This is a genomic window from Delftia sp. Lp-1, from assembly GCF_020523835.1.
Taxonomy (GTDB): Bacteria; Pseudomonadota; Gammaproteobacteria; order Burkholderiales; family Burkholderiaceae_C; genus Comamonas; species Comamonas acidovorans.
On sequence record NZ_JAJALJ010000001.1, the window covers coordinates 723,367 to 749,371 of the forward strand.

Annotated in this window: 18 protein-coding genes; 10 read left to right on the top strand and 8 right to left on the bottom strand. The window is 65.9% G+C overall.

Annotated elements, in window-relative coordinates; all coding sequences use genetic code 11:
* The first annotated feature begins 57 nt into the window (after positions 1-57).
* The 6 genes from LGR64_RS03155 to LGR64_RS03180 all read left to right on the top strand — a co-directional run bounded on the left by LGR64_RS03155 (position 58) and on the right by LGR64_RS03180 (position 9,445).
* Positions 58-1,860: a GspE/PulE family protein gene (locus LGR64_RS03155; RefSeq protein ID WP_230354970.1), complete on the top strand. Its 1,803-nt coding sequence runs from the start codon at positions 58-60 to the stop codon at positions 1,858-1,860.
* Positions 1,861-2,067: 207 nt separating this feature from the next.
* Positions 2,068-2,556, top strand: coding sequence for a tripartite tricarboxylate transporter TctB family protein (locus tag LGR64_RS03160; RefSeq protein ID WP_013800891.1), 489 nt, complete (start codon positions 2,068-2,070; stop codon positions 2,554-2,556).
* 15 nt (positions 2,557-2,571) lie between these two features.
* A complete protein-coding gene (locus LGR64_RS03165) occupies positions 2,572-4,083 on the top strand; it encodes a tripartite tricarboxylate transporter permease (protein WP_034396815.1) in 1,512 nt (503 codons plus the stop codon).
* A gap of 154 nt (positions 4,084-4,237) precedes the next feature.
* Positions 4,238-5,554: a DUF3422 family protein gene (locus LGR64_RS03170; protein WP_230354971.1), complete on the top strand. Its 1,317-nt coding sequence runs from the start codon at positions 4,238-4,240 to the stop codon at positions 5,552-5,554.
* 156 nt (positions 5,555-5,710) lie between these two features.
* Positions 5,711-6,508 carry an SDR family oxidoreductase gene (locus tag LGR64_RS03175; RefSeq protein WP_230354972.1) on the top strand — a complete coding sequence of 266 codons (798 nt, stop codon included), beginning with the start codon at positions 5,711-5,713 and terminating at the stop codon, positions 6,506-6,508.
* A gap of 186 nt (positions 6,509-6,694) precedes the next feature.
* A complete protein-coding gene (locus LGR64_RS03180; protein WP_230354973.1) occupies positions 6,695-9,445 on the top strand; it encodes a bifunctional diguanylate cyclase/phosphodiesterase in 2,751 nt (916 codons plus the stop codon).
* Here LGR64_RS03180 and LGR64_RS03185 read toward each other — a convergent pair.
* Positions 9,420-10,322 carry a DMT family transporter gene (locus LGR64_RS03185; RefSeq protein WP_034396810.1) on the bottom strand — a complete coding sequence of 301 codons (903 nt, stop codon included), beginning with the start codon at positions 10,320-10,322 and terminating at the stop codon, positions 9,420-9,422. The two genes, LGR64_RS03180 and LGR64_RS03185, sit on opposite strands and share 26 nt — an antisense overlap.
* 136 nt (positions 10,323-10,458) lie before the next feature.
* Here LGR64_RS03185 and LGR64_RS03190 point away from each other — a divergent pair, with 136 nt between their 5' ends.
* A complete protein-coding gene (locus LGR64_RS03190; RefSeq protein ID WP_141834964.1) occupies positions 10,459-11,439 on the top strand; it encodes a quinone oxidoreductase family protein in 981 nt (326 codons plus the stop codon).
* Positions 11,436-12,287, top strand: a complete 852-nt coding sequence (locus tag LGR64_RS03195) for an NUDIX hydrolase (RefSeq protein ID WP_141834961.1) — start codon at positions 11,436-11,438, stop codon at positions 12,285-12,287. Before LGR64_RS03190 ends, LGR64_RS03195 begins: the two co-directional genes overlap by 4 nt.
* Before the next feature lie 6 nt (positions 12,288-12,293).
* Here LGR64_RS03195 and LGR64_RS03200 read toward each other — a convergent pair whose 3' ends face one another.
* The 4 genes from LGR64_RS03200 to LGR64_RS03215 all read right to left on the bottom strand — a co-directional run bounded on the left by LGR64_RS03200 (position 12,294) and on the right by LGR64_RS03215 (position 18,768).
* On the bottom strand, positions 12,294-13,958 hold the full coding sequence (locus LGR64_RS03200) for a Na/Pi cotransporter family protein (protein WP_013800898.1): 1,665 nt from the start codon (positions 13,956-13,958) through the stop codon (positions 12,294-12,296).
* 263 nt (positions 13,959-14,221) lie between these two features.
* Positions 14,222-14,737: a signal peptidase II gene (gene lspA, locus LGR64_RS03205; RefSeq protein WP_012207183.1), complete on the bottom strand. Its 516-nt coding sequence runs from the start codon at positions 14,735-14,737 to the stop codon at positions 14,222-14,224.
* A 20-nt stretch (positions 14,738-14,757) separates the two neighbouring features.
* Positions 14,758-17,613: an isoleucine--tRNA ligase gene (gene ileS / locus LGR64_RS03210; protein WP_230354974.1), complete on the bottom strand. Its 2,856-nt coding sequence runs from the start codon at positions 17,611-17,613 to the stop codon at positions 14,758-14,760.
* 105 nt (positions 17,614-17,718) lie between these two features.
* Positions 17,719-18,768 carry a bifunctional riboflavin kinase/FAD synthetase gene (locus tag LGR64_RS03215; protein ID WP_230354975.1) on the bottom strand — a complete coding sequence of 350 codons (1,050 nt, stop codon included), beginning with the start codon at positions 18,766-18,768 and terminating at the stop codon, positions 17,719-17,721.
* Positions 18,769-18,925: 157 nt separating this feature from the next.
* On the opposite strand from LGR64_RS03215, the gene LGR64_RS03220 reads away from it, so the two are divergent.
* Complete coding sequence (locus tag LGR64_RS03220) at positions 18,926-19,534, top strand: HNH endonuclease (protein ID WP_097201504.1); 609 nt, start codon at positions 18,926-18,928, stop codon at positions 19,532-19,534.
* Between the two features lie 7 nt (positions 19,535-19,541).
* On the opposite strand, the gene LGR64_RS03225 is transcribed toward LGR64_RS03220, so the two are convergent.
* The 3 genes from LGR64_RS03225 to LGR64_RS03235 form a co-directional block, all read right to left on the bottom strand.
* Positions 19,542-20,858, bottom strand: coding sequence for a tetratricopeptide repeat protein (locus tag LGR64_RS03225; RefSeq protein ID WP_141834952.1), 1,317 nt, complete (start codon positions 20,856-20,858; stop codon positions 19,542-19,544).
* A 113-nt stretch (positions 20,859-20,971) separates the two neighbouring features.
* A complete protein-coding gene (locus LGR64_RS03230) occupies positions 20,972-23,041 on the bottom strand; it encodes a sensor histidine kinase (protein WP_141834949.1) in 2,070 nt (689 codons plus the stop codon).
* Complete coding sequence (locus tag LGR64_RS03235; protein ID WP_141834946.1) at positions 23,029-25,008, bottom strand: sensor histidine kinase; 1,980 nt, start codon at positions 25,006-25,008, stop codon at positions 23,029-23,031. Before LGR64_RS03235 ends, LGR64_RS03230 begins: the two co-directional genes overlap by 13 nt.
* A 168-nt stretch (positions 25,009-25,176) precedes the next feature.
* Between LGR64_RS03235 and LGR64_RS03240 the strand changes: the two genes are divergently transcribed.
* Positions 25,177-25,878 carry a response regulator transcription factor gene (locus tag LGR64_RS03240; protein ID WP_013800907.1) on the top strand — a complete coding sequence of 234 codons (702 nt, stop codon included), beginning with the start codon at positions 25,177-25,179 and terminating at the stop codon, positions 25,876-25,878.
* Positions 25,879-26,005 lie beyond the last annotated feature (127 nt).

Sequence of the window (26,005 nt, forward strand, 5' to 3'; positions counted from 1 at the left end):
GGGCAGGGCGGCCGGCAGGCTTACCATAGGACGCAGTTCAGCTTCCGGCCCAACGCCATGTCCGATCCGACCTCCACCACGCAGCCCAAGACCGCCGTTGTTCCAAGCAATCCTTCGGGTCCCCTGGACTGGCGCAGGCTGGTGCAGTGGCTGCTGGCCGACGGCGTGATCACGGCCGAAGAGGCCCAGCGCACCGTGGCGCGCTGCTCGCAGGCCGAGAGCACCCAGCACCCGCTGGTTCGGCTGGCCAATGTGGGCATGGCCCGCGCCGGCGATGGGCGCGCGCTGGACATCGAGGAGCTGACCCAGTACCTGGCAACCCGCAGCGGCATGGCCTACCTGCGCATCGACCCGCTGCGCGTGGATGCGGGCCGCGTCGGCGAAATCATGAGCGCCAGCTATGCCGAGCGCCACAAGGTGCTGCCCGTGCAGGTATCGCCGCAGGAAGTGGTGGTGGCCACGGCCGAGCCCTTCATCGACGACTGGGTGGCCGAGGTCGAGCGCCAGGCGCGCCGCAAGGTGCGCCGCGTGCTGGCCAGTCCGCTGGACCTCAAGCGCTACACGGGCGAATTCTTTGCACTGGCCAAATCGGTGCGCGCAGCCGAGAAGGCGGGTGGCGCAGCCAGCGCGGCCAGTTTCGAGCAGCTGGTGGAGCTGGGCAACAGCAGCAAGCAGCTCGACGCCAACGACCAGGGCGTGGTGCGCGTGGTGGACTGGCTGTGGCAATACTCCTTCGACCAGCGCGCCAGCGACATCCACATGGAGCCCCGGCGCGAGCAGGGCGTGATCCGTTTTCGCATCGACGGCGTGCTCCACCCGGTCTACCAGGTGCCCATGGGCGTGCTCAATGCCATGGTCTCGCGCGTGAAGCTGCTGGGGCGCATGGACGTGGTGGAAAAGCGCCGCCCGCAGGATGGCCGCATCAAGACCCGCAACCCGCGCGGTGACGAGGTGGAAATGCGCCTGTCCACGCTGCCCACGGCCTTTGGCGAGAAGCTGGTGATGCGGATCTTCGATCCCGACAACACGGTCAAGGACCTGGATGCACTGGGCTTCACCAGCCATGACGCCCAGCGCTGGAACGAGCTGGTGCGCCGCCCGCACGGCATCATCCTCGTGACCGGGCCCACGGGCTCGGGCAAGACCACCACGCTGTACTCCACGCTCAAGCGCGTGGCCACGGAGGCGGTCAATGTCAGCACCGTGGAAGACCCGATCGAAATGATCGAGCCCAGCTTCAACCAGACCCAGGTGCAGCCGCAGCTGGACTTCGGCTTCACCGAGGGACTGCGCTCGCTGATGCGCCAGGACCCGGACATCATCATGGTGGGCGAAATCCGCGACCTGGCCACCGCCGAAATGGCCGTGCAGGCCGCGCTGACCGGCCACCTGGTGTTCTCCACGCTGCACACCAACGATGCGCCCAGCGCCGTGAGCCGGCTGATGGAGCTGGGCGTGCCGCCGTACCTGATCAATGCCACGCTGCTCGGTGTGCTGGCCCAGCGCCTGGTGCGCACGCTGTGCCCTCAGTGCAAGCAGCGCGACGAGGAGACCTCGGCCGCCACGCTGGCCGAAGCCGTGCGGCCCTGGAAACTGTCAGGCAGCTACCAGCCCTACAAGCCCGTGGGCTGCGTGGAGTGCCGCATGACGGGCTTTCGCGGGCGCATGGGGCTGTACGAGCTGCTGACCGTGAGCGAGGCGCTCAAGCAGCAGGTCCACACCTCGCCTTCCATGGATGCGCTGCGCCGCCAGGCCGTGCAGGACGGCATGCGCCCGCTGCGCCTGGCAGGTGCCCTGCGCGTGGCCGAAGGCGTGACCACGCTGGACGAGGTCATGGCCAGCACGCCCTTGCTGGGATGATGGGCAGGCGATTCGTGGGTTGGAGCGTGAGTGCCCGCTCTGGCGCAGGCCTTTGACATGGATGGAACGGGTGCCTCCTGCTGGCACCCTTTTTCATTCATGCGGGTAGGACATGAGGGTATGCCCTTTGTAGGTGGAATCCACATCCAGACACAGTTTTTCTGAACGCAAAATCGCCGGGTCGTGATTCCGTAAGGAGACATTCTCGTGAAAATCAAGAGTCAGAAAGACTTTTTTTCGGGCGTGATGTTTTTGGTTATCGGCCTCGCTTTTGCGATCGGCGCTACCAACTACACCGTCGGCACCGGTGCCCGCATGGGCCCGGGCTACTTCCCGCTGATCCTGGGTGTGCTGATGTCCATTCTGGGCACGGCCATCTGCTTCACTGGCCTGACCAAGGGTCCTTCGGGCGGTGACAAGATCGGCAAGTGGGCGTGGAAGCAAGTGTTCTTCGTCCTGGCTGCGAACTTCGCGTTCGGCGTACTGCTGGTCGGCGTTCCCAATCTGGGCATTCCCCAGTTCGGTCTGATCGTCGCCATCTACGCGCTGGTGTTCATCGCCAGCCTGGGCGGTCATAGCTTCAAGTTCAAGGAAGTGGCAATTCTGTCCACCGTCCTTGCTGTGGGCAGCTATGTGGCCTTCGTGTGGGCACTGAATCTTCAGTTCCCCGTCTGGCCCAGCTTCATCACCGGTTAAGCAGGAGCATCGTCCGTGGAACTTTTTCAGAACCTGGCGACCGGCTTCGGCGTCGCCTTCACTTTCCAGAACCTGATCTACTGCTTCGTCGGCTGTCTGCTCGGTACGCTCATCGGCGTGCTTCCAGGCATCGGCCCCGTGGCAACGATCGCCATGCTGCTGCCAGCAACCTACGCCCTGCCTCCGGTGGCGGCGCTGATCATGCTGGCCGGTATCTACTACGGTGCGCAGTACGGTGGCTCGACCACCGCCATTTTGGTGAACCTGCCTGGTGAATCCTCATCCGTGGTGACCGTGATCGACGGCTACCAGATGGCAAGAAAGGGGCGAGCGGGACCCGCTCTCGCTGCCGCAGGCATAGGCTCGTTCTTCGCAGGTTGCGTGGGCACCGTGATCCTGGCCGCCTTCGCGCCTCCGCTGACGGAAGTCGCCTTCAAGTTCGGCCCTGCCGAGTACTTCTCGCTGATGACCCTGGGCCTGATCGGCGCCGTGGTGCTGGCTTCGGGCTCGCTGCTCAAGGCCATTGCCATGATCGTGCTGGGCCTGCTGTTGGGCATGGTCGGCACCGACGTGAACTCCGGCGTTGCCCGCTACAGCTTCGACATTCCCGAGCTGACCGACGGTATCGACTTCGTCGTGATCGCCATGGGTGTGTTCGGCTACGGTGAAATCATTGCCAACCTGTCCAAGCCTGAAGACGAGCGCGAAGTGTTCGCCGCCAAGGTGACGGGCCTGTTGCCCACGAAGGAAGACTTCAAGCACATGATTCCGGCCATGCTGCGCGGCACGGCCCTGGGTTCTGCCCTGGGTATCCTGCCCGGTGGCGGTGCCATGCTGTCGGCCTTTGCTGCCTACACGATCGAGAAGAAGACCAAGCTCAAGCCGGGCGAAGTCCCCTTCGGCCAAGGCAACATCCGCGGCGTGTGCGCTCCCGAGTCGGCCAACAACGCCGGTTCGCAGACCTCCTTCATTCCGCTGCTGACGTTGGGCATTCCGCCCAACGCCGTGATGGCGCTGATGGTGGGCGCGATGACCATCCACAACATCCAGCCGGGCCCGCAGGTGATGACCAGCAACCCCGAGCTGTTCTGGGGCCTGATCGCCTCGATGTGGATCGGCAACCTGATGCTGATCGTGCTGAACCTGCCGCTGATCGGCATCTGGATCAAGCTGCTGACCGTGCCTTACCGCTGGCTGTTCCCGTCCATCGTGCTGTTCTGCGCGATCGGCGTGTACGGTACCAACAACAACACCTGGGACGTGTGGATGGTGGGTATCTTCGGCTTCGTGGGCTATGTGTTCCACAAGCTGGGCACCGAACCGGCTCCCTTGCTGCTGGGCTTCATCCTGGGCCCGATGATGGAAGAGAACCTGCGCCGGGCGCTGCTGCTGTCGCGTGGCGACTGGAGCGTGTTCGTGACCCGTCCGATCTCGGCCGGCCTGCTGCTCGCCGCCGTGGTGCTGCTGGTGGTGGTGCTGATGCCTGCAGTGAAGAACAAGCGCGAAGAAGCATTCGTAGAGGATTGATCGCCTCAGCGTTGCAACCATGTTGCTTGACGGCCCTTCGGGGCCGTTTTTTTTGTTATCAACAAGCGATCCCGGTGGAAAGCTGTTGATCCCGGATGCCTGGGAGCCGACGCGCCCGTGACTGCACAATAGCGCGCAGTCTTTCGAGGTCACGATGTCCCCACTACTGTCATCCCAGCACCCGCAGCGCGTGCTGCTGCACAACGAGATCCACGCCCGCCCCGCCGAGGAGATGCAGGCGCCGCTGGCCATCACCCATGTGGTGATGCTCACCGATGCGGCCCAGCGCGAGGCCAGCCGCGCCCATGTGGCCACCCTGCTGCGCAACCACCACCTGCCGCCGCCCGATGCGGCGACCACCCATGTGCTGATCGACCTGGGCGCCTTTCACCTGCGCTGGGAACTGCACACGGAGTTTGTCTGCTGGACCTTCAGCAAGCCCATGTCGCAGGCCGGCATGGACGATGTGCGCGAGCCCGAAGCCGCCATCGACTATGTGCCGCGCGACTGGCTGGCTGCCTTGCCCGGCCAGTGCCTGAGCGGCCTGCACCTTTGGGCCTTGCAGGAGCAGGCGATCAATGAGCCGTATCTGTTGCGCCACCTGCTGCAGGAAGACACGCTGGTGGGTGCGCGCGTGGCCGGAGATGCGGGCAAGGTCTACACCGACTTCGCCATCCATGCCGATGGCTTCTCACGCATGCTGCTGCTGGCCGGCGAGTCATTGTCGCCACGCCGCCTGGGGCGGCTGGTGCAGCGGCTGCTGGAGATCGAGACCTACCGCATGGCGGCCCTGCTGGGCCTGCCGGCAGCCCGCCAGGCCGCTGCCGTACTGGCCACGGCCGAGCGGGATCTGGCGGCCCTGGCCCATTCCATCCGTCTTGCCGACCGCGATGCCGAGCCGGCACTGCTGGACCGGCTGACACGCCTGGCCGGGCAGGTGGAGAGCGAATACGCCACCACGCATTCGCGCTTTTCCGCCAGCGCGGCCTATTTCGAACTGGTGGACAAGCGCATTCAGGACATCCAGGAATCGCGCATCGACGGCATACAGACCATCCGCGAGTTCATGGACCGGCGCCTGACGCCGGCGCGCAGCACCTGCGAATGGGCAGCGCGGCGGCAAAACGCGCTGTCCGAGCGCGTCTCGCGCGTCAGCAGCCTGCTGCGCACGCGGGTGGAGATCGAGCAGCAGCAAAGCAGCCAGCAGTTGCTGGGCGCCATGAACCAGCGCCAGGACATGCAGTTGAAGTTGCAGTCCACGGTGGAAGGCCTGTCCGTGGCCGCCATCACCTACTACTTCACGGGCCTGATCAGCTACCTGGCCAAGGGCGCCAAGACGCTGGGCTGGCCCTGGTCGCCGGAGAGCACGGCCGCCGTCGCCATTCCCGTGGTGGCACTGGGCGTATGGTGGTCGCTGCGCAGGCTGCACCACAGATTGTTCCGTGGCCAGCACGGGTCTGGCACGCACTGAAGGGAGCTCCTGCAGCCCCGCCCCTGCGCCTGTTTTCCCCTGCACCGGCGTTTTCGCGTTTTCACACGTTTGGCGTGAAAGCATCGAAGCCTCGCGCACAATGTGCGCTGCCGTTCTGCAAGGATCGAGCAAGGTTTTTTTGTTCAGGAGTGAGACATGGATCTGGGAATCGCGGGCAAGTGGGCCCTGGTATGTGGCGCCAGCAAGGGCCTGGGCTTTGGCTGTGCCAAGTCACTGGCGCAAGAGGGCGTGAACCTGGTGATCAATGCGCGCAATCCCGAGGCCCTGCAGGAGGCTGCGGCCAGCCTCGCCGCCCTGGCGCCGCAGGTGAAGGTGCTGGCCGTGGCGGCCGACATCACCACCGAGGAAGGCCGCGCCGCCGTGCTGTCGGCAGCCGGCGGCCCGGGCGTGGATTTCGACATCGTCGTCACCAATGCCGGTGGCCCGCCGCCCGGTGATTTCCGCGACTGGGACCGCGCGGCCTGGCTCAAGGCCGTGGACGCCAACATGCTCACGCCCATCGAGCTGATCAAGGCCACGGTGGACGGCATGGCGGCGCGCGGATTCGGCCGCATCGTCAACATCACCTCCAGCGCCGTGAAGGCGCCCATCGACATCCTGGGCCTGTCCAATGGCGCGCGCAGCGGCCTCACGGGCTTTGTGGCGGGCCTGGCGCGCAGCGGCATCGCGGCCAAGGGCGTGACCATCAACAACCTGCTGCCCGGCAAGTTCGACACCGATCGCCTGCGCACCACCTTCACGGCCGCCGCCAACAAGAGCGGCAAGAGCCTGGACGATGTGCGACTGGTGCAGCAATCCCAGGTGCCGGCCCGCCGCTTCGGCACGCCCGATGAATTCGGCGCCATCTGCGCCTTCCTGTGCAGCGCGCACGCAGGCTACATGACGGGTCAGAACATCCTGCCCGACGGCGGCCTGTACGCAGGAACCTTCTGATGCGCCGGTGCACTGCCTCCATGAACGGGTCCAGGGCCGGCAAGGCCCGGGAAATGGTCCCTTGCATGGCTGCGCAGTGCCGAGCGGTCCATGGGCAGGGGCGGCCTTGACAGTCCCGTTCCTGCATCGTGGCCAGCGGCCTTGCCGCAGCCTGCCCATTCCAAACGCCATGCAGGGAGCCCGGAGATGACGGGCCAGCCCCATCAGACGGACTGGGCGGCGGCCGAACCCGTCCGCGCGCCCGGCCCGGCAGCGGCCGCAAGCCCTGCGGGCATGCGCCATACCCTGGCGCTGATGCTGGTGCTGCTGACGGTGGCCCTGGCGGCCGCCATGGTCTGGCTGCTCAGCGGCATGCGGACCACGGCGCAGGAGGAGGCTTCGCTGCGCCTGGTGCGCTTTGTGCTGGGCACCGAGGCGGCCATCAGCCGCAGCCTGGAATCCCTGGATGCCCTGGCGCTGGGCGTGGACGAACTGCTGGGTTCGCGCAACCCCGCATCGGCATCGCAGCCGCAACTGCAGGAAATGCTGCACACCATGGTGCGGCAGAACACGCTGGCGCAGCGCGCCTCGGTGCACGATATCCAGGGCCGGGAACTGGCCGCTTCGGGCGATGGCCCGGTCATCGACCTGCCTGCGCAGGCCTGGGAGCGCCTGGCGGGCCAAAGCCGCTCCGAATTGCTGGCAAGTCCACCCTCCGTCGCGCCGCTGGTGCCGGGTGGCGAGCGCATGCTGTACCTTGTGCGGCCCCTGAGCCGGGCAGAGCAGGGCGGCTATGTGCTGATGCAGGTGCCGGCTGCGGCGCTGGGCGCCGTGCTGGCCCAGGGCGGTGTGCTGGACGGCCTGGAGGTCACGCTGGAGCAGGGCAGCGGCGAGCTGCTGCTGTCCATGCCCCAGTATGGCGATGTCGCCGCTGTGCGGCTGCTGCCGACGACGTCGCAGCTGCCGTCAAGCGGCGTCATGCACATGGCCGCACGCCTGAGCCGCGTGCCCGCCCTGGTGGCTGCGCATCCGCTGCCCAAGGGACATCTGTGGGTCACGGCCAGCCTGCCCATGTCCTCCGTGCTGGCCAGCTGGCGCGTGGCTGCCTGGCTGATGGTGCTGGCCGTGATGATCTTCGGCGTGCTGCTGGCCGTGCTGGGCTGGACCGTGCACCGCTACATGGACCGCCTGAATGCCGCGCGGCGCCAGGCCCAGCGGTCCGAGCAGTGGCTGGACCAGGCGCTGGACAGCATGGTCAGCGGCTTTCTGCTGCTGGATTCGCAGCAGCGCGTGCTGCGCTGGAACCGCTGCTACGAGGAAATGTTCCCCTGGCACGCGGACCAGCTGGAGCCTGGGCGGCCCCTGCAATCGCTGCTCGATTCCTGCCCCAGCGCCGTGGGTCTGGCGGCGGCGCCGGCGCAGGCCGACGAGGCCAAGGACCTGCACCGCCAACTGGTGCTGCGGCCTGGCGTGCCCTTTGAGCAGCAACTGCCCAGCGGCCGCTTTGTCCAGATGACGGCACGGCTGGCCGCCGAGGACGGCGTGGTCATCACCTACAACGATGTCACCGATATCCGGCTGGCCACGGCCGAGATCGAGAGCCTGGCCTTCTACGATCCGCTGACCAGCCTGCCCAATCGCCGCCTGCTGCTGGACCGCCTGGCCCAGGCCACGGTGCTGGCCGCACGCGAAGGCTGGACCGGGGCGCTGCTGTTCCTGGACCTGGACCAGTTCAAGATGCTCAACGACACGCTGGGCCACGAAGTGGGCGACCAGCTGCTGCAGCAGGTGGCGCACCGCCTGCGCAGCGCCGTGCGATCTTCGGACACGGTGGCGCGCCTTGGAGGGGATGAGTTCGTGGTCATGCTCTGCGAGCTGTCGCACGAGCCTGCCGAGGCGGCCACGCTGGCCCAGCGCATCGGCGAGAAGATCCTGGCGCGGCTCAACCAGTCCTATGTGCTGGGCGCCCACCTGCACCGCAGCGCCTGCAGCATTGGCGCCACGCTGTTCGGCCGCCAGCCGCAGTCGGCGGCCGAGCTGCTCAAGCAGGCCGATATCGCCATGTACCAGATCAAGGCGCGCAACGGCAGCGGCCTGTGCTTCTTCGATCCGCAGATGCAGGTGGAAATCCACCAGCGCGTGCGCATGGAAGGCGACCTGCGCCAGGCCCTGGCGCAGTCCCAGTTCGAGCTGCACTACCAGCCCCAGTTCACGCTGGCCGGCGAGGTCATAGGCGCCGAAGCCCTGCTGCGCTGGCGCCACCCCGAACGCGGCCTGGTGCCGCCCGGCATGTTCATTGCCGTGGCCGAGGAAAGCGAGATCATCGTGCCGCTGGGCATGTGGGTGATCCGCACGGCCTGCGAGCAACTGGCGATCTGGCAAAAGGATGCGCGGCTGCGCCATCTGCAGGTGGCCGTGAATGTCAGTGCCCGCCAGTTCCGGCACCAGGACTTTGCCTCCCAGGTCATCGAGCAGGTGCGCAATGCCGGCATTGCGCCCCATCTGCTCAAGCTGGAGCTGACCGAGTCGCTGGTGATCGAGAATGTGCAGGAGTCCATCGACAAGATGAAGCAGCTGCGCAGCCATGGCGTGTGCTTTTCCATGGACGACTTCGGCACCGGTCACTCCTCGCTGACCTATCTCACCCAGCTGCCGCTGAACCAGCTCAAGATCGACCAGTCCTTCGTGCGCCACCTGGGCTTGCGCCATACCGATGACGTGATCGTGCAGACCATCATCGGCATGGCGCGCAACCTGAACCTGGATGTGATCGCCGAAGGCGTGGAGACCCTGGAGCAGCGCGCCCTGCTCGCGCATTACGGCTGCGAATACTTCCAGGGCTACCTGTTCAGCCCGCCCGTGCCCATACGCGCGTTCGAGCAGCTGCTGGCCAAGGTGCCCGTGCGCACCGTGGCGCATGGCCTGCCAAAGGCTACGCCCGGCGCGAAGACACCATGATGCCGCCCACGATGAGCGCGAAGGCCAGCCCGTGGTAAAGCTGCGGCGTCTGGCCCAGCAGCGGAATGGACAGCAGGGCGGTGAACAGGGGCATCAGATTGCCGAAGAAGCCCGCCACCGCAGGGCTGCTGCGCTGCACGCCCAGGCCCCAGAAGCGATAGGCCAGGATGGCCGGCCCGACGGCGATGAACAGCAGGGCGCCCAGCAGCGGCCACCCTGCCTGAAGGTGAAACCGTCCCGATGCAGCCTCCAGTCCCGTGAACAGGCCGGACCACATCACGCCGAAGACCATCTGTGCCAGCAGAAAGCCCGACCAGTCCGCGCGCAGCTGTCCTGACACGCTGGTCCTGGACAGCAGCCACGTATAGAAGGCCCACAGGATCGTGGCCAGCACCATGAACAGGTCGCCCGGCACCAGCTGCAGCTGGCGCAGCACCTGCGGATCGCCGCGCGACAGCACCACGGCCACGCCCAGCACCGACAGCGCGGCCCCCAGCAACTGGCGGCGGCTCACGGCAATGCCCCAGCAGATGCGGCCCACGGCCAGCATCCACACCGGCATGCTGGAGCCGACCAGGGTGGCATTCAGCGGCGTCGATGTTTTCAGCGCCAGGTACAGCAGGGCGTTGTAGCAGCCGATGCCCAGCAATCCCAGCAGCGCGAACTGGCGCCACTGCGGCCAGACGGCGCTGTCCCGGCGCAGCACCCATCCGGCCAGCGGCAGCAGCAGCATGAAGGCAATGGCCCAGCGCAGGAAATTCAGCGCGAAGGGCGAGATCAGGTCATGGACCATGCGGCCCACGATGGCATTGCCGGCCCACAGCAGCGGCGGCAGCGTCAGGATGGCGGCGGTGGAGGGCTTCAGCGGCTGGCTCATCGGGATCATCCGGCTTTCGGGCTCGCCACTATAGGCGTTGCGCGCTCTTTGCGCCGACCATGCGTTGCCGTCTTCCGCGAGGCGGGCCGAAACATGGCACGATGCCGCTCTTGTCGCTTTTTGCAGGAGTGCTCCCATGGGTATTGCAGTGCAGATCCGCCACAACGGCGGCCCCGAAGTCCTGGAGCTGGTGCAGGTCGCCGTGGGCGAGCCCGGGCCAGGCGAGGTACGCATACGCCACCATGCGGTGGGCCTGAACTTCATCGATGTGTACCAGCGCTCCGGCCTGTACTCGCTGCCCATGCCCTTGAGCCTGGGCATGGAAGGCGCAGGCGTGGTTGAAGCCGTGGGGGCCGGCGTGGAGCATCTGGGCGTGGGCGATCGCGTGGCCTATGCGAGCAATCCGCCGGGCAGCTACAGCGAAGTGCGCGTCATGCCCGCCATGTGCGTGTGCCGCCTGCCCGATGCCATTGCGTTCGAGACGGCTGCCGCCATGATGCTCAAGGGCCTGACCGCCCAGTACCTGCTCAAGAAATGCATTCCGGTCGAGGGCCTGGAACCGGGTGATGCCGTGCTGTTCCATGCGGCGGCCGGTGGCGTGGGCCTGATCGCCTGCCAATGGGCCAAGGCCCTGGGCCTGCAGCTCATCGCCACTGCGGGCTCGGACGAGAAGTGCGCGCTGGCCCTGGCCAACGGTGCAGCCCATGCCATCAACTACCGCAGCGAGAACTTCGCCGAGCGCGTGCAGGAGATCACGGGCGGCCAGGGTGTGAAGGTGGTCTACGACAGCGTGGGCAAGGACACATGGGAAGGCTCGCTGGCCTGCCTGCGGCGCTTCGGCCTGTTGGTGAGCTTCGGTAACGCCTCAGGCCCCGTGGCGCCTTTCGCTCCTGCCGTGCTGGCGGCCAAGTCGCTGTATGTGACGCGCCAGACTCTGTTCTCCCACATCACCAGCCGCGAGGCCACCCAGGCGATGGCCGACGATCTGTTCGCCGTGGTGGAAAGCGGTGCCGTGAAAATCCATATCGACCAGCGCTATCCGCTGGCCGAGGTGCGCCAGGCCCACCTGGACCTGGAGGCGCGCAAGACCACGGGCTCCACCATCCTGCTGCCATGAGTGTGCAAAAGCGCCTGACTGATCCGGCTGACCCGGCCGACCCGGCCAACCCGGCCGTGCAGGCCTGGCTGTGCCGCCTGCGCGCCGACACGCGCCAGCCCGCGCTGCAGCCGCGCCGGCCGTTGCTGGTGACGGGGCAGGAGACAGGTTCGCTGGAAGATGGCCTGGCCGCGCTGCTGCCGGATGATGTGATGCATGCCCACGGCGTGGCACTGTGCCTGCAGGCCGGCCAATGGCATCTGCAAGGCCAGGGCGATGCCACGGTCCTGCTCAACGCCCTGGCCCGGGTGTTGCGTGCCACGGGCCACAGCGGCCCCTGGCGCGATGAGCAACTGGCCGTGTGCAACGTCCAGGGCCAGCGCATTGCCACCGTGGAGCGCGGCGCCGTGCGCCCGCTGGGCATTGCCACCCAGGCCGTGCACCTGGTGGGCGAGACGGCCGATGGCCGCATCTGGGTGCAGCAGCGCGCCGACAACAAGCCCACCAACCCCGGCATGTGGGACACGCTGATGGGCGGCATGGTGGCCGCGTGCGATACCGTGGCCGAGGCCGTGGAGCGTGAAACTTGGGAAGAGGCCGGCCTGCGCGTGGCCGAGCTGCAGGGCCTGCGCCATGGCGGCCATGTGCTGTTCGAGCGCCCCAGTGACGAGGCCGAGGGCCGGGGCTTCATGCGCGAGCGCATCGACTGGTTCAGCGCCACCGTGCCGCTGGCGCTGGAGCCCGGCAACCAGGATGGCGAGGTCCAGGCTTTTGCGCTGATCGAGCGCGACCAGCTCGTCGAATGGCTGCTGCAGGGCCGCTTCACGCCCGAGGCCGCCCAGGTGCTGGCGGCCTGGCTGGGCTGGTGAAACGCTTCAGCGCGCCGTCTTGTTCAGTGCCGATTCCTTGAGCCGGCTGGGCGCCAGGGCGCCGGCCGATTCGAGGATGGGGTAGGCCACCGAGCACAGCAGCGAGTTGATGCGCTTGAGGTCACTGATCAGGTCGATGTGCAGCGAGCTGGTCTCTATGCTGGAGACGGTGTTGTCGGACAGGCGCGCCAGGTGGGTGGCCGAGTAGGCCAGCTCCAGGTCGCGGAAACGCGCCTTTTCCTCCAGCAGCTTCTGTGCCTCGCGCACATTGCCGTTGAGGAACACGCTCATTGCCAGGCGCAGGTTGTCCAGCAGGTGGTGCAGCAGCTCGCGGATCTCCTGCGTGCCGGCCTCGGAGAACTGGCGGCCCTTTTTGATCTTCTTGTCCTCGATGTCCAGCAGAACGCGCTCGATGATGTCGCCGATCTGCTCCATGTTGATGGTGAAGCTGATGATTTCCGTCCAGCGCTGGCCCTCGCGCTCATCCAGTTCGGCGCGCGAGATCTTGGTCATGTAGTACTTGATGGCCGAGTACAGATCGTCCACCGTGCCTTCAAGCTCGCGCAGTTCCTGGGACAGCTTGAGGTCGTCTGTCTCCAGCACGCGCTGCATGCCGATCAGCATGGACTCGACCATGTCGGCCTGGTGCAGGGCCTCGCGCGCGGCGCAGGAAATGGCCAGTGACGGCGTGCTCAGCGCCGACGGGTCCAGGTGGCGGGGCCGCAGCAGGCTGGTGGAGCTGGCCTCGGGCTTGGGCAGCAGGGCCGTCACCCAGCGAGCCACGGTCTGCGTCAGGCCGATGAAGCACAGGCTGTTGAAGATGTTGAAGGCCAGGTGGAACAGCACGATGTTCTGGCCCTTGCCGTCGATCATCGGCATCACGTAGGTGGCCCACAGCCCCAGGAAGGGCGCCACGATGGCCACCCCCATGATCTTGAACAGCATGTTGCCGATGGTGACCTGGCGCACTTCGGTGCTGGACTTGGCCGTGGTCAGCACGGCCACCAGGCCGCTGCCGATATTGGCGCCCAGCGTCAGGCCCAGCGCCACTTCCATGGGAATCGCGCCCGAGCTGGCCATGGCCGCGATCAGCAGCACGATGGCCAGGCTGGAATAGGCCATCACGGCCAGCAGCGCACCCAGCAGCAACTCCATGAAGATATCGCTGGTGACCGAGCCCAGCAGGGTGCGCACGGCGGGGGCTTCCAGCAGTGGCTCGGTGGCCTCGACCACCAGGCGCAGGGCCAGCAGCATCACGCCCAGGCCGATCAGCACGCGGCCTATACGCCCGGCCGTGGTGTCCTGGCGCGTGATGAACAGCACCACGCCCACGAAGATGAACAGCGGCGACAGCCAGGACAGGTCGGTGGAGAACAGCACGGCCATCAGCGCCGTGCCCACGTCGGCGCCGCGCATCACGGCCAGCGCGGCCGGCAGCGAGATCAGGCCCTGGCCCACGAAGGCCGAGGTCATCAGCGAGGTGGCCGTGCTCGACTGCACCAGCGCAGTCACACCCAAACCCGACAGCGCAGCCGAGAAACGGTTGCTCATGCTGTGGGCGAGCAGGTCGCGCAGGTTGGCGCCGAACACCCGCAGCACGCCGGTGCGGACCATGTGCGTGCCCCAGACCAGCAGGGCGATGGCGGCCAGTAGATTGAGTAAGTGCTTCATGTGCTGTGAGCGGAGAAGCGGACCAATATAACCCCGGTCCCGGCTTGCGCGCAGGAGAGTCGGCCGCATGAGCGCACAGTTTGGTGCGAAATAAAGAAAATTGTAGAAATAAAACGAATCAAAAAGAATTTCGGTTGACCAAAAACGCACTCAGGAAAACCCGAGGAGAAAGCCCGTCGGCACGCAGTTGGCGGCAGCCTCCATGAAAAAGCCCCTCGCAGGAGGGGCTGGGCTGGCTGTCGTGGCGTGCGCCGCGGCGGGTATCAGGTTCTTTTGGCCCGCCGTGCGCGCAGCACCTCGTCCAGGATCAGCAGGGCCGCCCCCACGCTGATGGCGATGTCGGCGGCATTGAAGGCCGGAAAGTGCGAACGGCCCCAGTAGAAGTCCAGGAAGTCCACCACGTAGCCGTGCTGCAGGCGGTCCACCACGTTGCCGATGGCGCCGCCCAGGATGCTGGCCAGCGAGAAGCAAAACAGCTTCTGCCCCGGATGCTTGCGCAACTGCCAGACGATGAGCAGCGTGGCCGCCACGCCGATGCCCACGAACAGCCAGCGCTGCCAGCCGCCCGCTCCGGCCAGGAACGAGAAGGCCGCGCCCGTGTTGTGGGCCCGCACGATGTTGAAGAAGCCCGTGATCGGCGTCCAGTCGCCCAGCTGGTAGGCACCAAGGATCCACTGCTTGGTGAGCTGGTCAATGGCGATGATCGCCAGCGACCAGGCCAGCCAGGGCCAGATGCGGCTGTTGCGGGATTCGGGGACCGCAGCAAAGGTAGGGGTCATGGCAGCGCCTCAGGGGTTGATTACGCCTTGTGGCGCTCTTCGCCAGCGCCGTGCAGGTTGCTGTCGCAACGGCCGCACAGGCTGGGGTGCTCGGGGTTGATGCCCACGTCGGCACGGTAGTGCCAGCAGCGGTCGCACTTGGCATGGCTGCTGGGTGTGACGGCGGCCTGCAGGGCCTCACCCGCCAGGGCCTCGGCCGCCGAGGTGATGAAGACGAACTTCAGGTCGTCGCCCAGGCTTTGCAGCAGGGCCAGGTCTTCGGGCTGGGCCGAGACACTGACTTCGGCCTGCAGCGAGGAGCCGACCCGGCCTTCGGTGCGCACGGCCTCGATGTCCTTGTTCACCACGTCGCGGATCTCGCGCAGGCGCGCCCACTTGGCCAGCAGGGCCTCGTCACCAGCCGGCAGGTCGGTGTAGGTCTCCAGGAAGATGGACTCGCTGTCGCCGAAGACCTTCCAGGCCTCCTCGGCCGTGAAGGACAGGAAGGGCGCCATCCAGCGCAGCATGGCATGCGTGATCTGGTGCAGGGCGGTCTGAGCGCTGCGGCGGGCCAGGCTCTTGGGCGCGCTGGTGTACAGGCGGTCCTTGAGCACGTCCAGGTAGAAGCCGCCCAGGTCTTCCGAGCAGAACAGCTGCAGCTTGGCCACCACGGGGTGGAATTCATAGACCTTGTAGTGGGCCAGCAGCTCGGCCTGGAACTGGGCCGCGCGGGCCAGGGCCCAGCGGTCGATCTCCAGCAGCTCTTCGGTGGGAACCGAGTCCTGCGCAGCATCGAAGTCGCTGACGTTGGCCAGCAGGAAGCGCAGCGTGTTGCGGATGCGGCGGTAGGCATCCACCACGCGGGCCAGGATCTTGTCGTCGATGCCCAGGTCGCCCGAGTAGTCGGTCGAGGCCACCCACAGGCGGATGATCTCGGCGCCCATCTTGTTGCTCACGTCCTGCGGGGCGACGGTGTTGCCCAGCGACTTGGACATTTTCTTGCCCTGGCCGTCCACGGTGAAGCCGTGGGTCAGCAGGCCGCGGTAGGGCGCGCGCCCGAAGATGGCCGAGGCCAGCAGCAGCGACGAATGGAACCAGCCGCGGTGCTGGTCATGGCCTTCCAGGTAGAGGTCGGCCTCGGGGCCCTGGTCGTGGTGCATTTCGGCGTGCGTGCCGCGCATCACGTGCCAGAAGGTGGAGCCGGAGTCGAACCAGACTTCGAGAATGTCGGTGCTCTTGGTGTAGTGCACGGCCTCCTCGGCGCCCAGGATGTCCTCGGCCGTCACGCGGCTCCATGCCTCGATGCCGCCCTGCTCGACCATGGCGGCCGCCTGGTCGATGATCTCCATGGTGCGCGGGTGCAGCTCGCCACTGTCCTTGTGCAGGAAGAAGGGCAGGGGCACGCCCCAGCTGCGCTGGCGCGAGATGCACCAGTCGGGGCGGCCGGCGATCATGTCGCGCAGGCGGGTCTTGCCGTTCTCCGGGTAGAACTGGGTGTGCTCGATGGCTTCCAGTGCGATCTGGCGCAGCGTCTGCGCGGGCTTGTCGCCGGGCTTGGTGAACACGCCCTCGCCCTCGTCCATGCGGATGAACCACTGGGCTGCGGCGCGGTAGATCACGGGCGTCTTGTGGCGCCAGCAGTGCGGGTAGCTGTGGGTGATGGTCTTGGTGTCCATCAGGCGGCCGGCCAGCTTGAGCGCGTCGATGATGACGGGCGTGGCCTTCCAGATGTGCTGGCCGCCGAACAGCGGCAGCTCGGGTGCGTAGACGCCGTTGCCCTGCACGGGGCTCAGGATGTCTTCGCGCGTCATGCCGTTGTTCATGCAGCTGTTGAAGTCGTCCACGCCATAGGCGGGGGCCGAGTGCACGATGCCGGTGCCGTCATCGGCCGTGGCGTAGTCGGCCAGGAACACTGGCGAGACGCGGTCGAAGCCCTTGTCCATATCGGCCAGCGGGTGCTTGAACTGCAGGTGGTCCAGCTTCCTGCCCACGGCGGTGGCGACGACCTGGCCTTCGAGCTTCCAGCGTGCCAGGCACTTCTCGACCAGGGCCGAGGCCACGATCAGCAGGCCGCGCTCGGTGTCCACCAGGCTGTATTCCAGCTCGGGGTTGACGTTGAGCGCCTGGTTGGCGGGGATGGTCCAGGCCGTCGTCGTCCAGATGACGATGAAGGCTGGCTTGGACAGCGAGGGCAGGCCGAAGGCGGCCGCCAGCCTGTCGGGCTCGGCCGTGGGGAACATCACGTCCAGCGTCTGGCTTTGCTTGTCGGCGTATTCGATCTCGAACTCGGCCAGCGAGGAGCCGCAGTCAAAGCACCAGTACACGGGCTTGAGGCCGCGGTAGACGAAGCCGCGCTCCATGACGCGCTTCAGGGCGCGCAGCTCGGCGGCCTCGTTGGCGTAGTTCATGGTCTTGTAGGGATGGTCCCAGTCGCCGAGCACGCCCAGGCGCTTGAAGTCCACCATCTGCTGGGCGATCTGCTCGGTGGCGAAGGCGCGGCTCTTGGCCTGCATCTCGTCGCGCGGCAGGTTGCGGCCATGCAGCTTTTCGATGGCGTTCTCGATGGGCAGGCCGTGGCAGTCCCAGCCCGGCACGTACAGCGCGTCGAAGCCTTCGAGCTGGCGGCTCTTGACGATCATGTCCTTGAGCGCCTTGTTCACCGCGTGGCCGATGTGGATCTTGCCGTTGGCGTAGGGCGGGCCGTCATGCAGGATGAACTTGGGCGCACCGTGGCGCGCGTCGCGCAGCTTCTTGTAGAGCCCCTTGTCCTCCCATTCCTGGACCCAGCCCGGCTCGCGCTTGGGCAGGTCGCCGCGCATGGGGAAGGGCGTGTCGGGCATGTTCAGCGTGGCGCGATAGCCCGCATTGGCGTTGGGGGAGACTTTCGAATCAGACATGGAGAACCTTGAAAGCAGGCCAGAGCCCGGACCGTCTGGTCCAGGCACGGAAAAAGGGGATGGAAGCCTGGTGCGCACCCGCGCCCGGGCAGGTGACGGAGAGCGTCAAATTCGGTCGCGCGTGGTCTGGCGACGGGTCTCGGTGTAGATGGGTGTGTGGATGGTGGCGAAGAACGCGCGCGCGTCATCGCAGTCCTTGGCGATGCCGGCGGTGAGGGCGTCGAGACTGTCGTACTTCAGCTCGTCGTGCAGTTTGTGCAGAAGTTCCACGCGGATGATTTTACCGTAGGCCTCTTCGCCTCCCGGCGCGCCGGGCCAATCGAGGCAGTGGGTTTCCAGCAGGACGCGCCCGCCGTTGACATCCGTCGGGTCCAGGGAAGGGCGCACGCCGAGGTTGGCCACGCCGCGCAGCGGTCGTTCATTCAGGCCATGGACCAGCACGGCGAAGATGCCGCTGGCCGCGGGCTTCCAATGGTTGAAGCGCAGGTTCAGCGTGCGAAAGCCGTCGCCCGCGCCCTGGCGGCTCTCGGCCAGGCTGCGGCCCAGCTTGCGGCCGTGCACCACATGGCCGGAGATGGTGTAGGGATGGCCCAGCAGCCGCGCTGCGTCCTGCATGCGCCCCTCGGACAGGGCTGCGCGCACATGGGTGCTGGACACGCGCAGGCCGTGCACCTCGTAGCTGTTCATGCGGGCCACGTCAAAGCCCTGGCGCTGGCCTGCCGCATCCAGCATGGCGTAGTCGCCCGCACGCTGGGTGCCGAAGCGGAAGTCGTCGCCAACCAGCACGTATTTCGCGCCTAGGCCCGCCACCAGCACTTCGTCGATGAAGGCCTGCGGCGACTGGCTGGCCAGCGTCTGGTTGAAGGGCAGCACCACGGTCTGGTCCACGCCGCAGCGCTCCAGCTCCGACAGCTTGTCGCGCAGCGTGCCTATGCGCGCCGGCGCGATTTCAGGCCGTCCCAGGGTCTGGGCGAAATAGTCGCGCGGATGGGGCTCGAAGGTCAGCACGCAGTTGGGCACGCCGCGCTGTGCAGCTTCGGCCGACAGCAGGGCCAGCATGGCTTGGTGACCGCGATGGACACCATCGAAATTGCCGATGGTGACGGCACAGGCCGATTCCCGCCCTGGATGGTTGAAGCCTCGAAAAATCTTCATGGGACGCTTTGTTTTCAATAGCGGCTGGCACGCGCGCAGCCAGCTCAGGCTGTCAATCCGACATGGAAACAGAGTATATTGCCTCGATAAGGCCTGCCTTGCAGGCCCTGTGCACTGGCTGCATTCCCGTTCACTTTGGTGTCAGAGGAGGCGTGTCGTGAAGGTCTTGAAGCTGTCGGCCCAAGGGCTGCCCCAATCCTGGATCACGCTGGAGCAGGCGGCGCTGCATTACGCGGCGGACGATGTGCGCTGGGAGTCCGGCGGAGAGGTCGCCTGTTTCCGCGGTGGTCACAATGCCGTCACGGGCTGCCAGTCGGTCATCCACATCAACAGCATCATCGGCACGCGCGGTGCGCCTGCCATCAATCCGCACAGCCTGCAGCCGGGCCTGACCAATGGCAAGCTGTTCGCACGCGACCGCTGCATCTGCGCCTATTGCGGCCGCGTGTTCCATGAAAACGACCTCACGCGCGAGCACATCGTGCCTATCTCCGCAGGGGGAGGCCACCAGTGGATGAACCTGGTGACGGCCTGCCGCTCCTGCAATCACCGCAAGGGTGCCCGCACGCCAGAGCAGGCGCGCATGCCGCTGCTCTACACGCCCTATGTACCCAGCCTCTGGGAAGACTTCATCCTGCGCAACCGACGGATCCTGGCCGATCAGATGGAGTTCCTGCTGCTGCACGTGCCCCGGAGTTCGCGCTGGGCACGGGACGGATTCGCCGAGGGCGGTGGTGCGCCCACGCACGAGGTGGCGTGGGCTTGATGGCCCGTCAGGCAGCGGTCTTGGTTGCCGTCACGACAAAGCCCTGAACCGGCTCGCCACCTTCCTGGCGCAGCACCAGTTCTTCCGTCGACACACTGAAACCGGCTTGCTTGCACAGTGCCTCGATATGGTTGCGCTTGTGGGCATAGCGCTGGCTGGATTGGAGGACCAGGTCGGGACCGTCTTCCGATGCGGTTTCGCAGGAGAAGATAAGTTCGCCACCCGTCTTGAGAATGCGTGCGGCATTGGGGATGACCAGTTGGGGGTCGCCAATGTAGATCAGCACATCGAGCAGGGTCAGTACATCGTATTCATTGGCTGGCGTGTTCTGAAGCGCACTCAACAGGTCCACATTGTGGAAACGGTCATAGACACCGTGTTTGGCGGCTTCCTCAATCATCTTGAGCGAGCTGTCCACACCGATCAGATAGCCTTGCATCGGACCCAGGAACAGCCCCAGCAGGCCGGTACCGCAGCCCAGATCCAGCAGGTTGAAGTCCTTCTCCGGGTGGCGAGCAATCAATTGCCCTGCAACGATTTTCGGCAGTTGGTAGTTCAGGCCGAGAACCAGATGCCTGTCAAAGCGCTCGGCCATCTCGTCGAACATGGCTTGGTGCATTCCCACCGGAATATGTTGGGGAGTCTCGGCCCGTGCCAGTGCCGCGTAGTAAGCCAGTGTGGCGTCCTGTGGGAATTTTTCCTCAAGGGTGCGGATATCGTCCAGGGCCGCTGCGGGTTCGCCGCGTGCGATTTGAACCTTGATGCGCCCCATTTTGTAGACAGGCTGTTCCGGGAATTCATCCACCAGGGCGTTCCAAATCTGGAGTGCCTCGGTGTGTTCTCCCAATTCGCCCAGGTCAGCGGCCAGATGCTGCCGCAGCATGGCATCGTTTGGAAAAAGCTCCAGTCCCCGGCGCAGGTGCAGGACAGCCATTTCATGATTTCCGGCACGGTGCGCGATGTCCACGACGCCCGCAAGCACCTGCGGATTGCGGGGCTCGATACGCGCCACCTTTTCCGCCATTTCAATGGCGAGATCGAACTGATCGCGACGTGCGCGATAAAGGGCCGTTTCCAGGAGGCCCGGGCCCCACATCGGGGCGAGTTCAACGCAGCGATCGAAAGCCTCTTCGGCTTTGGCCGGGTTGCCGGCCTTTTCTGCCATCAGCCCGGCCAGCATGAAGACACGGGCATCGCCTGGCATCTTGCGATGGGCCTTGTTCAGAGTCAGTGCGGCCTTCTGCAGATCGCCGTTGGAGATCTGCTGGCGAGCCATTTCCAGGTGCTTGCGGTTGATGTCGGCGGGGATGGAAGTAGCGCTCATGGACAGGTGTGTGTTTATGGCCAAGGAGAGGCGGGCGTTGATTGCGGCATGTGCCGGCAGGCCACGCCAGTGGCGAACTTTTCATTATCGTGGATTCTTCGCCCGGCCATGTTTCAAGCTGATGCCTGCAAGGTCTTGGCCTGCGGTGTGGGCAAGGGGCGCGGTGGCAGCGTGAGCGTGAAGCTGGTGCCGCCCTGGGCTGATGGCGCTGCCTGTATGTCGCCGCCATGCAGGCGCGCAATGCGCCGTGCGACCCACAGGCCCAGGCCGAAGCCGCGTGCCTGGTCCGCGCGGTGGCCGCGCTCGAAGCGCTCGAAGATGCGTTGCGCCAGCTCGGGTGCAAGACCCGGGCCCTGGTCGCTGACAGTGAGTTCCAGCCGGCCGTGTTCGTCGGTGCGCGCGCGCACGGCGATTTCTCCGGCCTTGGCGTATTTCACCGCGTTGTCCACGAGGTTGGACAGGGCGATGCGGGTGAGCGTGGAGTCGCACTCCCATGTGGCGGGCGCGTTGGCGCTGTCCAGGTTCAGGTGGTGGCGGCGTGACCAGTGCACAAGCTGCGCGGCATCATCGACCAGCTCCATGACGGGAGCGCGGTGCAATTGCAGCCGGAATGCGGGAGCATCCAGGCGGTCGCTGATCAGGCAGTTGTCCACCAGGGCGGTCAGGCGCCTACAGGCGCGCCGGATCTGTGCTGCGCGTTCCAGCTGGGAGTCGATGTCGGGCGAGGGAAAGGACAGCTGCTCGGTGGCCGCGCTGTCCACCACGGCCAGCGGCGTGCGGAATTCATGATTGACCATGTTGAAGAACTGGCGCTGCTCCAGCCGCAGCGTGCGTTCGCTGTGCAGTGCCGCTTGCAGTGCGTTCTGGGCACGCAGCAGCTCGGCCGTGCGCAGACGTACACGCTCTTCCAGCGCATGCTCGGACTTGGCAAGGGACTCGAGCAGCTGTGCCTGGCGTGCCATGGAGTCCCGGAATTTCTGGATCAGACCGGCGCCCACGGCCACGGTGATCACGATGTTGACCAGCAAGGTGTTGAGCTGCCAGAACACGCTGGTTTCTATGGTCGGCAGGCTGGTCAGGCCGACATAGGCCGCTGTCACATACAGGCCCATCAGCCCATACATGGTGCTGGGAACCACCATCAGCACATGGACCAGATTGGCACGCTCGCGCAGCAGATTGCTCCATGCCACCACGGCGAACAGTGCGCTGATGGCCCAGGGCGCGCCAACCCCTATCCAGGCCCAGTCCTGGTAGCGGCCCAGCGGTATGCTGGGCAGGCACAGCAGCGGGATGATTCCCAGGGCGAGCAAGGCCCGATCCATGCGCCGCCAGCGTGTGTCGCGTGTCAGCAGCTCGCGCATCTGCCAGGCCAGGGCGGCGGGCAGCATCAAGGTACCCAGGCTGACACACAGATGGCCCCAGTGCGCGAGGTGGTCGGGCAGCCAGATCTGCAGGTACCCCCGGTCGCTGGCGCCGTGGATCAGCACGGCGATGGCGGCCACGGCCATGGCGGCCAGATTGCGCAGGCGCAGGGCCAGGGCAGCGCCGATGATCAGCAGGGCCAGCATGAGGTTGATGCCCTGGTGGATGCCCGATGCCCATTCCACGGCCGAGAACTGCGTCATCAGACCGCTGCTGCGCCAGAGCGTGGCGTCCAGCTGCATGGGGCTGGAGGTCTGCACGCGCAGGATGAAGGGCTGGCCCGAGTACAGCGGAAACACCAGCTGCCGAACGTGCACGCGCGGTTCGTCGGTGGCCGTATCACCGCTGCTGCGCATGCGCCATGCGCCGTCCACGTGCTGGTAGAGCGCAACGCGGTCCAGGTAACTGGGCAGGATTTCCAGCCACAGCGGATCGTGCTCGGGGTCTGCCTTGCCGGCTGCGATGTGAGGCGCCTGCACCTTGAGCCAATACACATCGCGCGTATAGCCCTTGTTCAGCGGTGTATCGAGCAGGGTGAAGGCCGTATCGGGCAGGGCTGCCACCTGATCGATGTTGAAGTTGCCCTGGGCATCGACGAGCGCCAGCATGGGCAGGTCCGTGCCCAGCTGCAGGCGTTTTGCCGGCAGGGACTGCCAGGCCGGGCTGAGAATGAAGCAGACCACCAGCACCAACGAAAACACCAGCCAGCCCGGCAGCGCCAGCCGGTTCAGGATACGCAGCAGGTTCAGGATACGCATGGCGAGGCGGGCTGTGTTGCAGCTGTGGCAAGGCCGCTGTCTTCGGGAATGCTGCTGGGCAGCGTCAGCGTGAAGCAGGTGCCGCCGCCCGGAGCTGGCGTGACCTGCACATCGCCGCCATGCATCTGGGCCACGCGCCGGGCCACCCACAGCCCCAGGCCGAAGCCTCGGGTCTGGTCCGAACGCTCTCCGCGCTCGTGCAACTCGAAGATGCGCTGCGCCAACTCGGGCGCCAGGCCAGGGCCCTCGTCGCTGACGGTGAGTTCCAGCCTGCCCTGTGCGTCCAGGCGGGCGCATACGGCGATTTCTCCGGCCTGGGCGTATTTCACGGCGTTGTCCACGAGGTTGGACAGGGCGATCCGTACCAGGGTGGGATCGCATTCCCAGGAGGCGGGGATGCCCGCAGTCTCCAGCTTCAGATGGTGGCGGCGCGACCAGTGCACGAGCTGCACGGCATCGTCGATCAGGTCCATCACGGGCACCCGGTCGAGCTGCAACCGGAACGCAGGCGCGTCCAGTCGGTCGCTGACCAGGCAGTTGTCCACCAGGGCCGTGAGGCGCCTGCAGGCGCGGCGTATCTGGGCTGCGCGTTCCAGCTGGGAATCGATATCGGTGGACGGAAAAGTCAGTTGCTCGGTGGCCGCGCTGTCCACCACGGCCAGCGGCGTGCGGAATTCATGGTTGACCATGTTGAAGAACTGGCGCTGCTCCAGCCGCAGGGTGCGCTCGCCATGCAAGGCGGCCTGCAGCGCATTTTGCGCATGCAGCAGCTCCGCCGTGCGCATGCGCACCCGTCCTTCCAGCGCATGTTCCGACCGGGCCAGCGACTCCACCAGCTGCGCCTGCCTGCCCATGGAGTTCTGGAATTTCTCGACCAGGCTGGCGCCCACGGCAATGATGATGAGGATGTACAGCAGCAGCGATTCCAGCTGCCAATACATGCCTGCCTCAATGTCGGAAGACACCAGTCCCGTATAGGCCGCAGCCACGTGGATGCCCATGACCGTGTGCAGCGTGTAGGGAATCAGCACCAGCAGGTTGACGATACTGGGGCCCTGGCGGAACAGGTTCTGCCAGGCCACCAGCGCACTCAGCAGACTGGCCATCCAGGGCACGCTGACCCCCAGCCAGGCCCATTGCGTGTAGTGCCCCGTCGGTATGCTGAGTACGGCCAGCAGCGGTGCCACGGTCAGCAGCACCAGCATGCGATCGATGCGGCGCCAGGCCGTGCCGCGCGTCAAGGTCTCGCGTGCCTGCCAAGCAAAGGCGGCAGGCAGCAGGAAGACGCCCACGCTCACCCAGACATCCGCATGCGGCGCCCAGGGCTCGGGCAGCCACAGCTGGGCATAGCCGCGCACATTGGCGTTGTGGGTCAGCACCACGAAGGCCAGCAAGGTCATGGCCATCAGGCTGCGCATGCGCAGGGCCAGGGCCGCGCCCGCGATCAGCAGGGTCAGCACCAGATTCACACCCTGGTGCACGCCCGATGCCCACTCGACGCTGGACAACCAGGCCATCAGCCCCGTGCTGCGCCAGACCGTGGCGTACAGCTGCATGGCGCTGCTGGTCTCGATGCGCAGTACAAAGGGCTGGCCAGCGCGCAGTGGAAACACCAGCTGGCGCACATGGATGCGCTGAGCCATGGGCACGGTGTCACCGCTTTCCCTCGCCTGCCACAGGCCGTGCGCCTGCTGGTAGAGCGTGACCTTGTCCAGATAGGTGGGCGTGATCTCCAGCCACAGCGCATCGTTGTCGGCCAGCCCGCTTGTGGGCGCAAGGGCAGGCGCGGCAACCCTCACCCAGTAAGCATGGCGGGTATAGCCCTCGTTCAGAGGCGTGCGCCGGGTTTCGAAGGCATCATCGGGCAGGGCCGCGACCTGTTCAATGGTCATGCTGCGGCCCGCATCGGCAAGCACCTGCATGGGCAGGTCCTTGCCAAGACGCAGTCCCTTGTCAGGGGGAGACATGGACGCCGGGCTCAGCACGAAAAATGCTAGCAACCCGAGCGAGACCATGATCCATGCAATAAATGTAAATTTTTGTGTGTTTCTCTGAACTGTGAGCATTCGAGAGTGTTCGTGCATGGCGGCGGACGTTCGCCCCAATGAAAATCCGCGCACCAATAGGCAAACATCATGCAGCAGACACTAGAGCCATCGATCGAGTTCACCGTCGCCGTCGTAGAGGACGATGAGGATATTCGTATCAATGTGTGTCGATTTTTAACAAAGTCTGGCTTGCATGCCTGGGGCACGGATTCTGCAGAAGACTTCTACATAAAGCTACTGCGCGAGAAGGCAGATCTGGTCGTCGTCGACCTGGGCCTGCCCGGCGAGGACGGCCTGAGCCTGGTCAAGCGCCTGGCCGAGCAGGAGATTCCCGTCGTGGTGCTCACGGCGCGCGGCGATCTGGACAGCCGCATTGCCGGCCTCAATGCCGGCGCCCTGCAGTACTTCGTCAAGCCCACCGACATGAACGAGCTCGTGGCCGGCATCCGCTCCCAGCTGCGCCGCAACACGGGCCAGCCGGCCCGGGCGGCGGCACCGTTTCTGACCTGGCGCCTTGACCCCCTCTCGGCCTGCATGGTCGCGCCCAACCACCAGATCATTGCCCTGACCAGTCGCGAGCTGGAATTGCTCGGCTGCCTGATGGCAACCCCCGGAACCATGGTGGCCAAGCAGACCTTGATCGAGACCATGGGATACGCCGATGTGGATGACGGCTTCCACCGCATCGAATCGCAGCTGACGCGGCTGCGCCGCAAGACCCTGGATATCTCCGGGCTGGCCCTGCCGGTGAGGGCAGTGTTCGGCCGAGGGCTGGTGTTCGTGCCTTAGGCGCCTTTTTCTTCTCCATTTCAGCTTTTTGAACCGCAGCCGTCCGGGCATGCGGAAGGGATTCGTTCGCCCATTTTTTTGCTGCAGAAGCGCGTGCGCGTGCTTGGGCGGCTTGGTGCTGGCTGCG

Bases quoted from the DNA above. Each gene is read 5' to 3' on its own strand.
- LGR64_RS03170 (WP_230354971.1), top strand. From the start codon at position 4,238: ATGTCCCCACTACTGTCATCCCAGCACCCGCAGCGCGTGCTGCTGCAC.
- LGR64_RS03175 (WP_230354972.1), top strand. From the start codon at position 5,711: ATGGATCTGGGAATCGCGGGCAAGTGGGCCCTGGTATGTGGCGCCAGC.
- LGR64_RS03215 (WP_230354975.1), bottom strand. From the start codon at position 18,768: ATGAAGATTTTTCGAGGCTTCAACCATCCAGGGCGGGAATCGGCCTGT.
- lspA (WP_012207183.1), bottom strand. From the start codon at position 14,737: ATGACCCCTACCTTTGCTGCGGTCCCCGAATCCCGCAACAGCCGCATC.
- LGR64_RS03180 (WP_230354973.1), top strand. From the start codon at position 6,695: ATGACGGGCCAGCCCCATCAGACGGACTGGGCGGCGGCCGAACCCGTC.
- LGR64_RS03235 (WP_141834946.1), bottom strand. From the start codon at position 25,008: ATGTCTCCCCCTGACAAGGGACTGCGTCTTGGCAAGGACCTGCCCATG.
- LGR64_RS03155 (WP_230354970.1), top strand. From the start codon at position 58: ATGTCCGATCCGACCTCCACCACGCAGCCCAAGACCGCCGTTGTTCCA.
- LGR64_RS03190 (WP_141834964.1), top strand. From the start codon at position 10,459: ATGGGTATTGCAGTGCAGATCCGCCACAACGGCGGCCCCGAAGTCCTG.
- ileS (WP_230354974.1), bottom strand. From the start codon at position 17,613: ATGTCTGATTCGAAAGTCTCCCCCAACGCCAATGCGGGCTATCGCGCC.
- LGR64_RS03185 (WP_034396810.1), bottom strand. From the start codon at position 10,322: ATGAGCCAGCCGCTGAAGCCCTCCACCGCCGCCATCCTGACGCTGCCG.
- LGR64_RS03225 (WP_141834952.1), bottom strand. From the start codon at position 20,858: ATGAGCGCTACTTCCATCCCCGCCGACATCAACCGCAAGCACCTGGAA.
- LGR64_RS03240 (WP_013800907.1), top strand. From the start codon at position 25,177: ATGCAGCAGACACTAGAGCCATCGATCGAGTTCACCGTCGCCGTCGTA.
- LGR64_RS03195 (WP_141834961.1), top strand. From the start codon at position 11,436: ATGAGTGTGCAAAAGCGCCTGACTGATCCGGCTGACCCGGCCGACCCG.
- LGR64_RS03200 (WP_013800898.1), bottom strand. From the start codon at position 13,958: ATGAAGCACTTACTCAATCTACTGGCCGCCATCGCCCTGCTGGTCTGG.
- LGR64_RS03230 (WP_141834949.1), bottom strand. From the start codon at position 23,041: ATGCGTATCCTGAACCTGCTGCGTATCCTGAACCGGCTGGCGCTGCCG.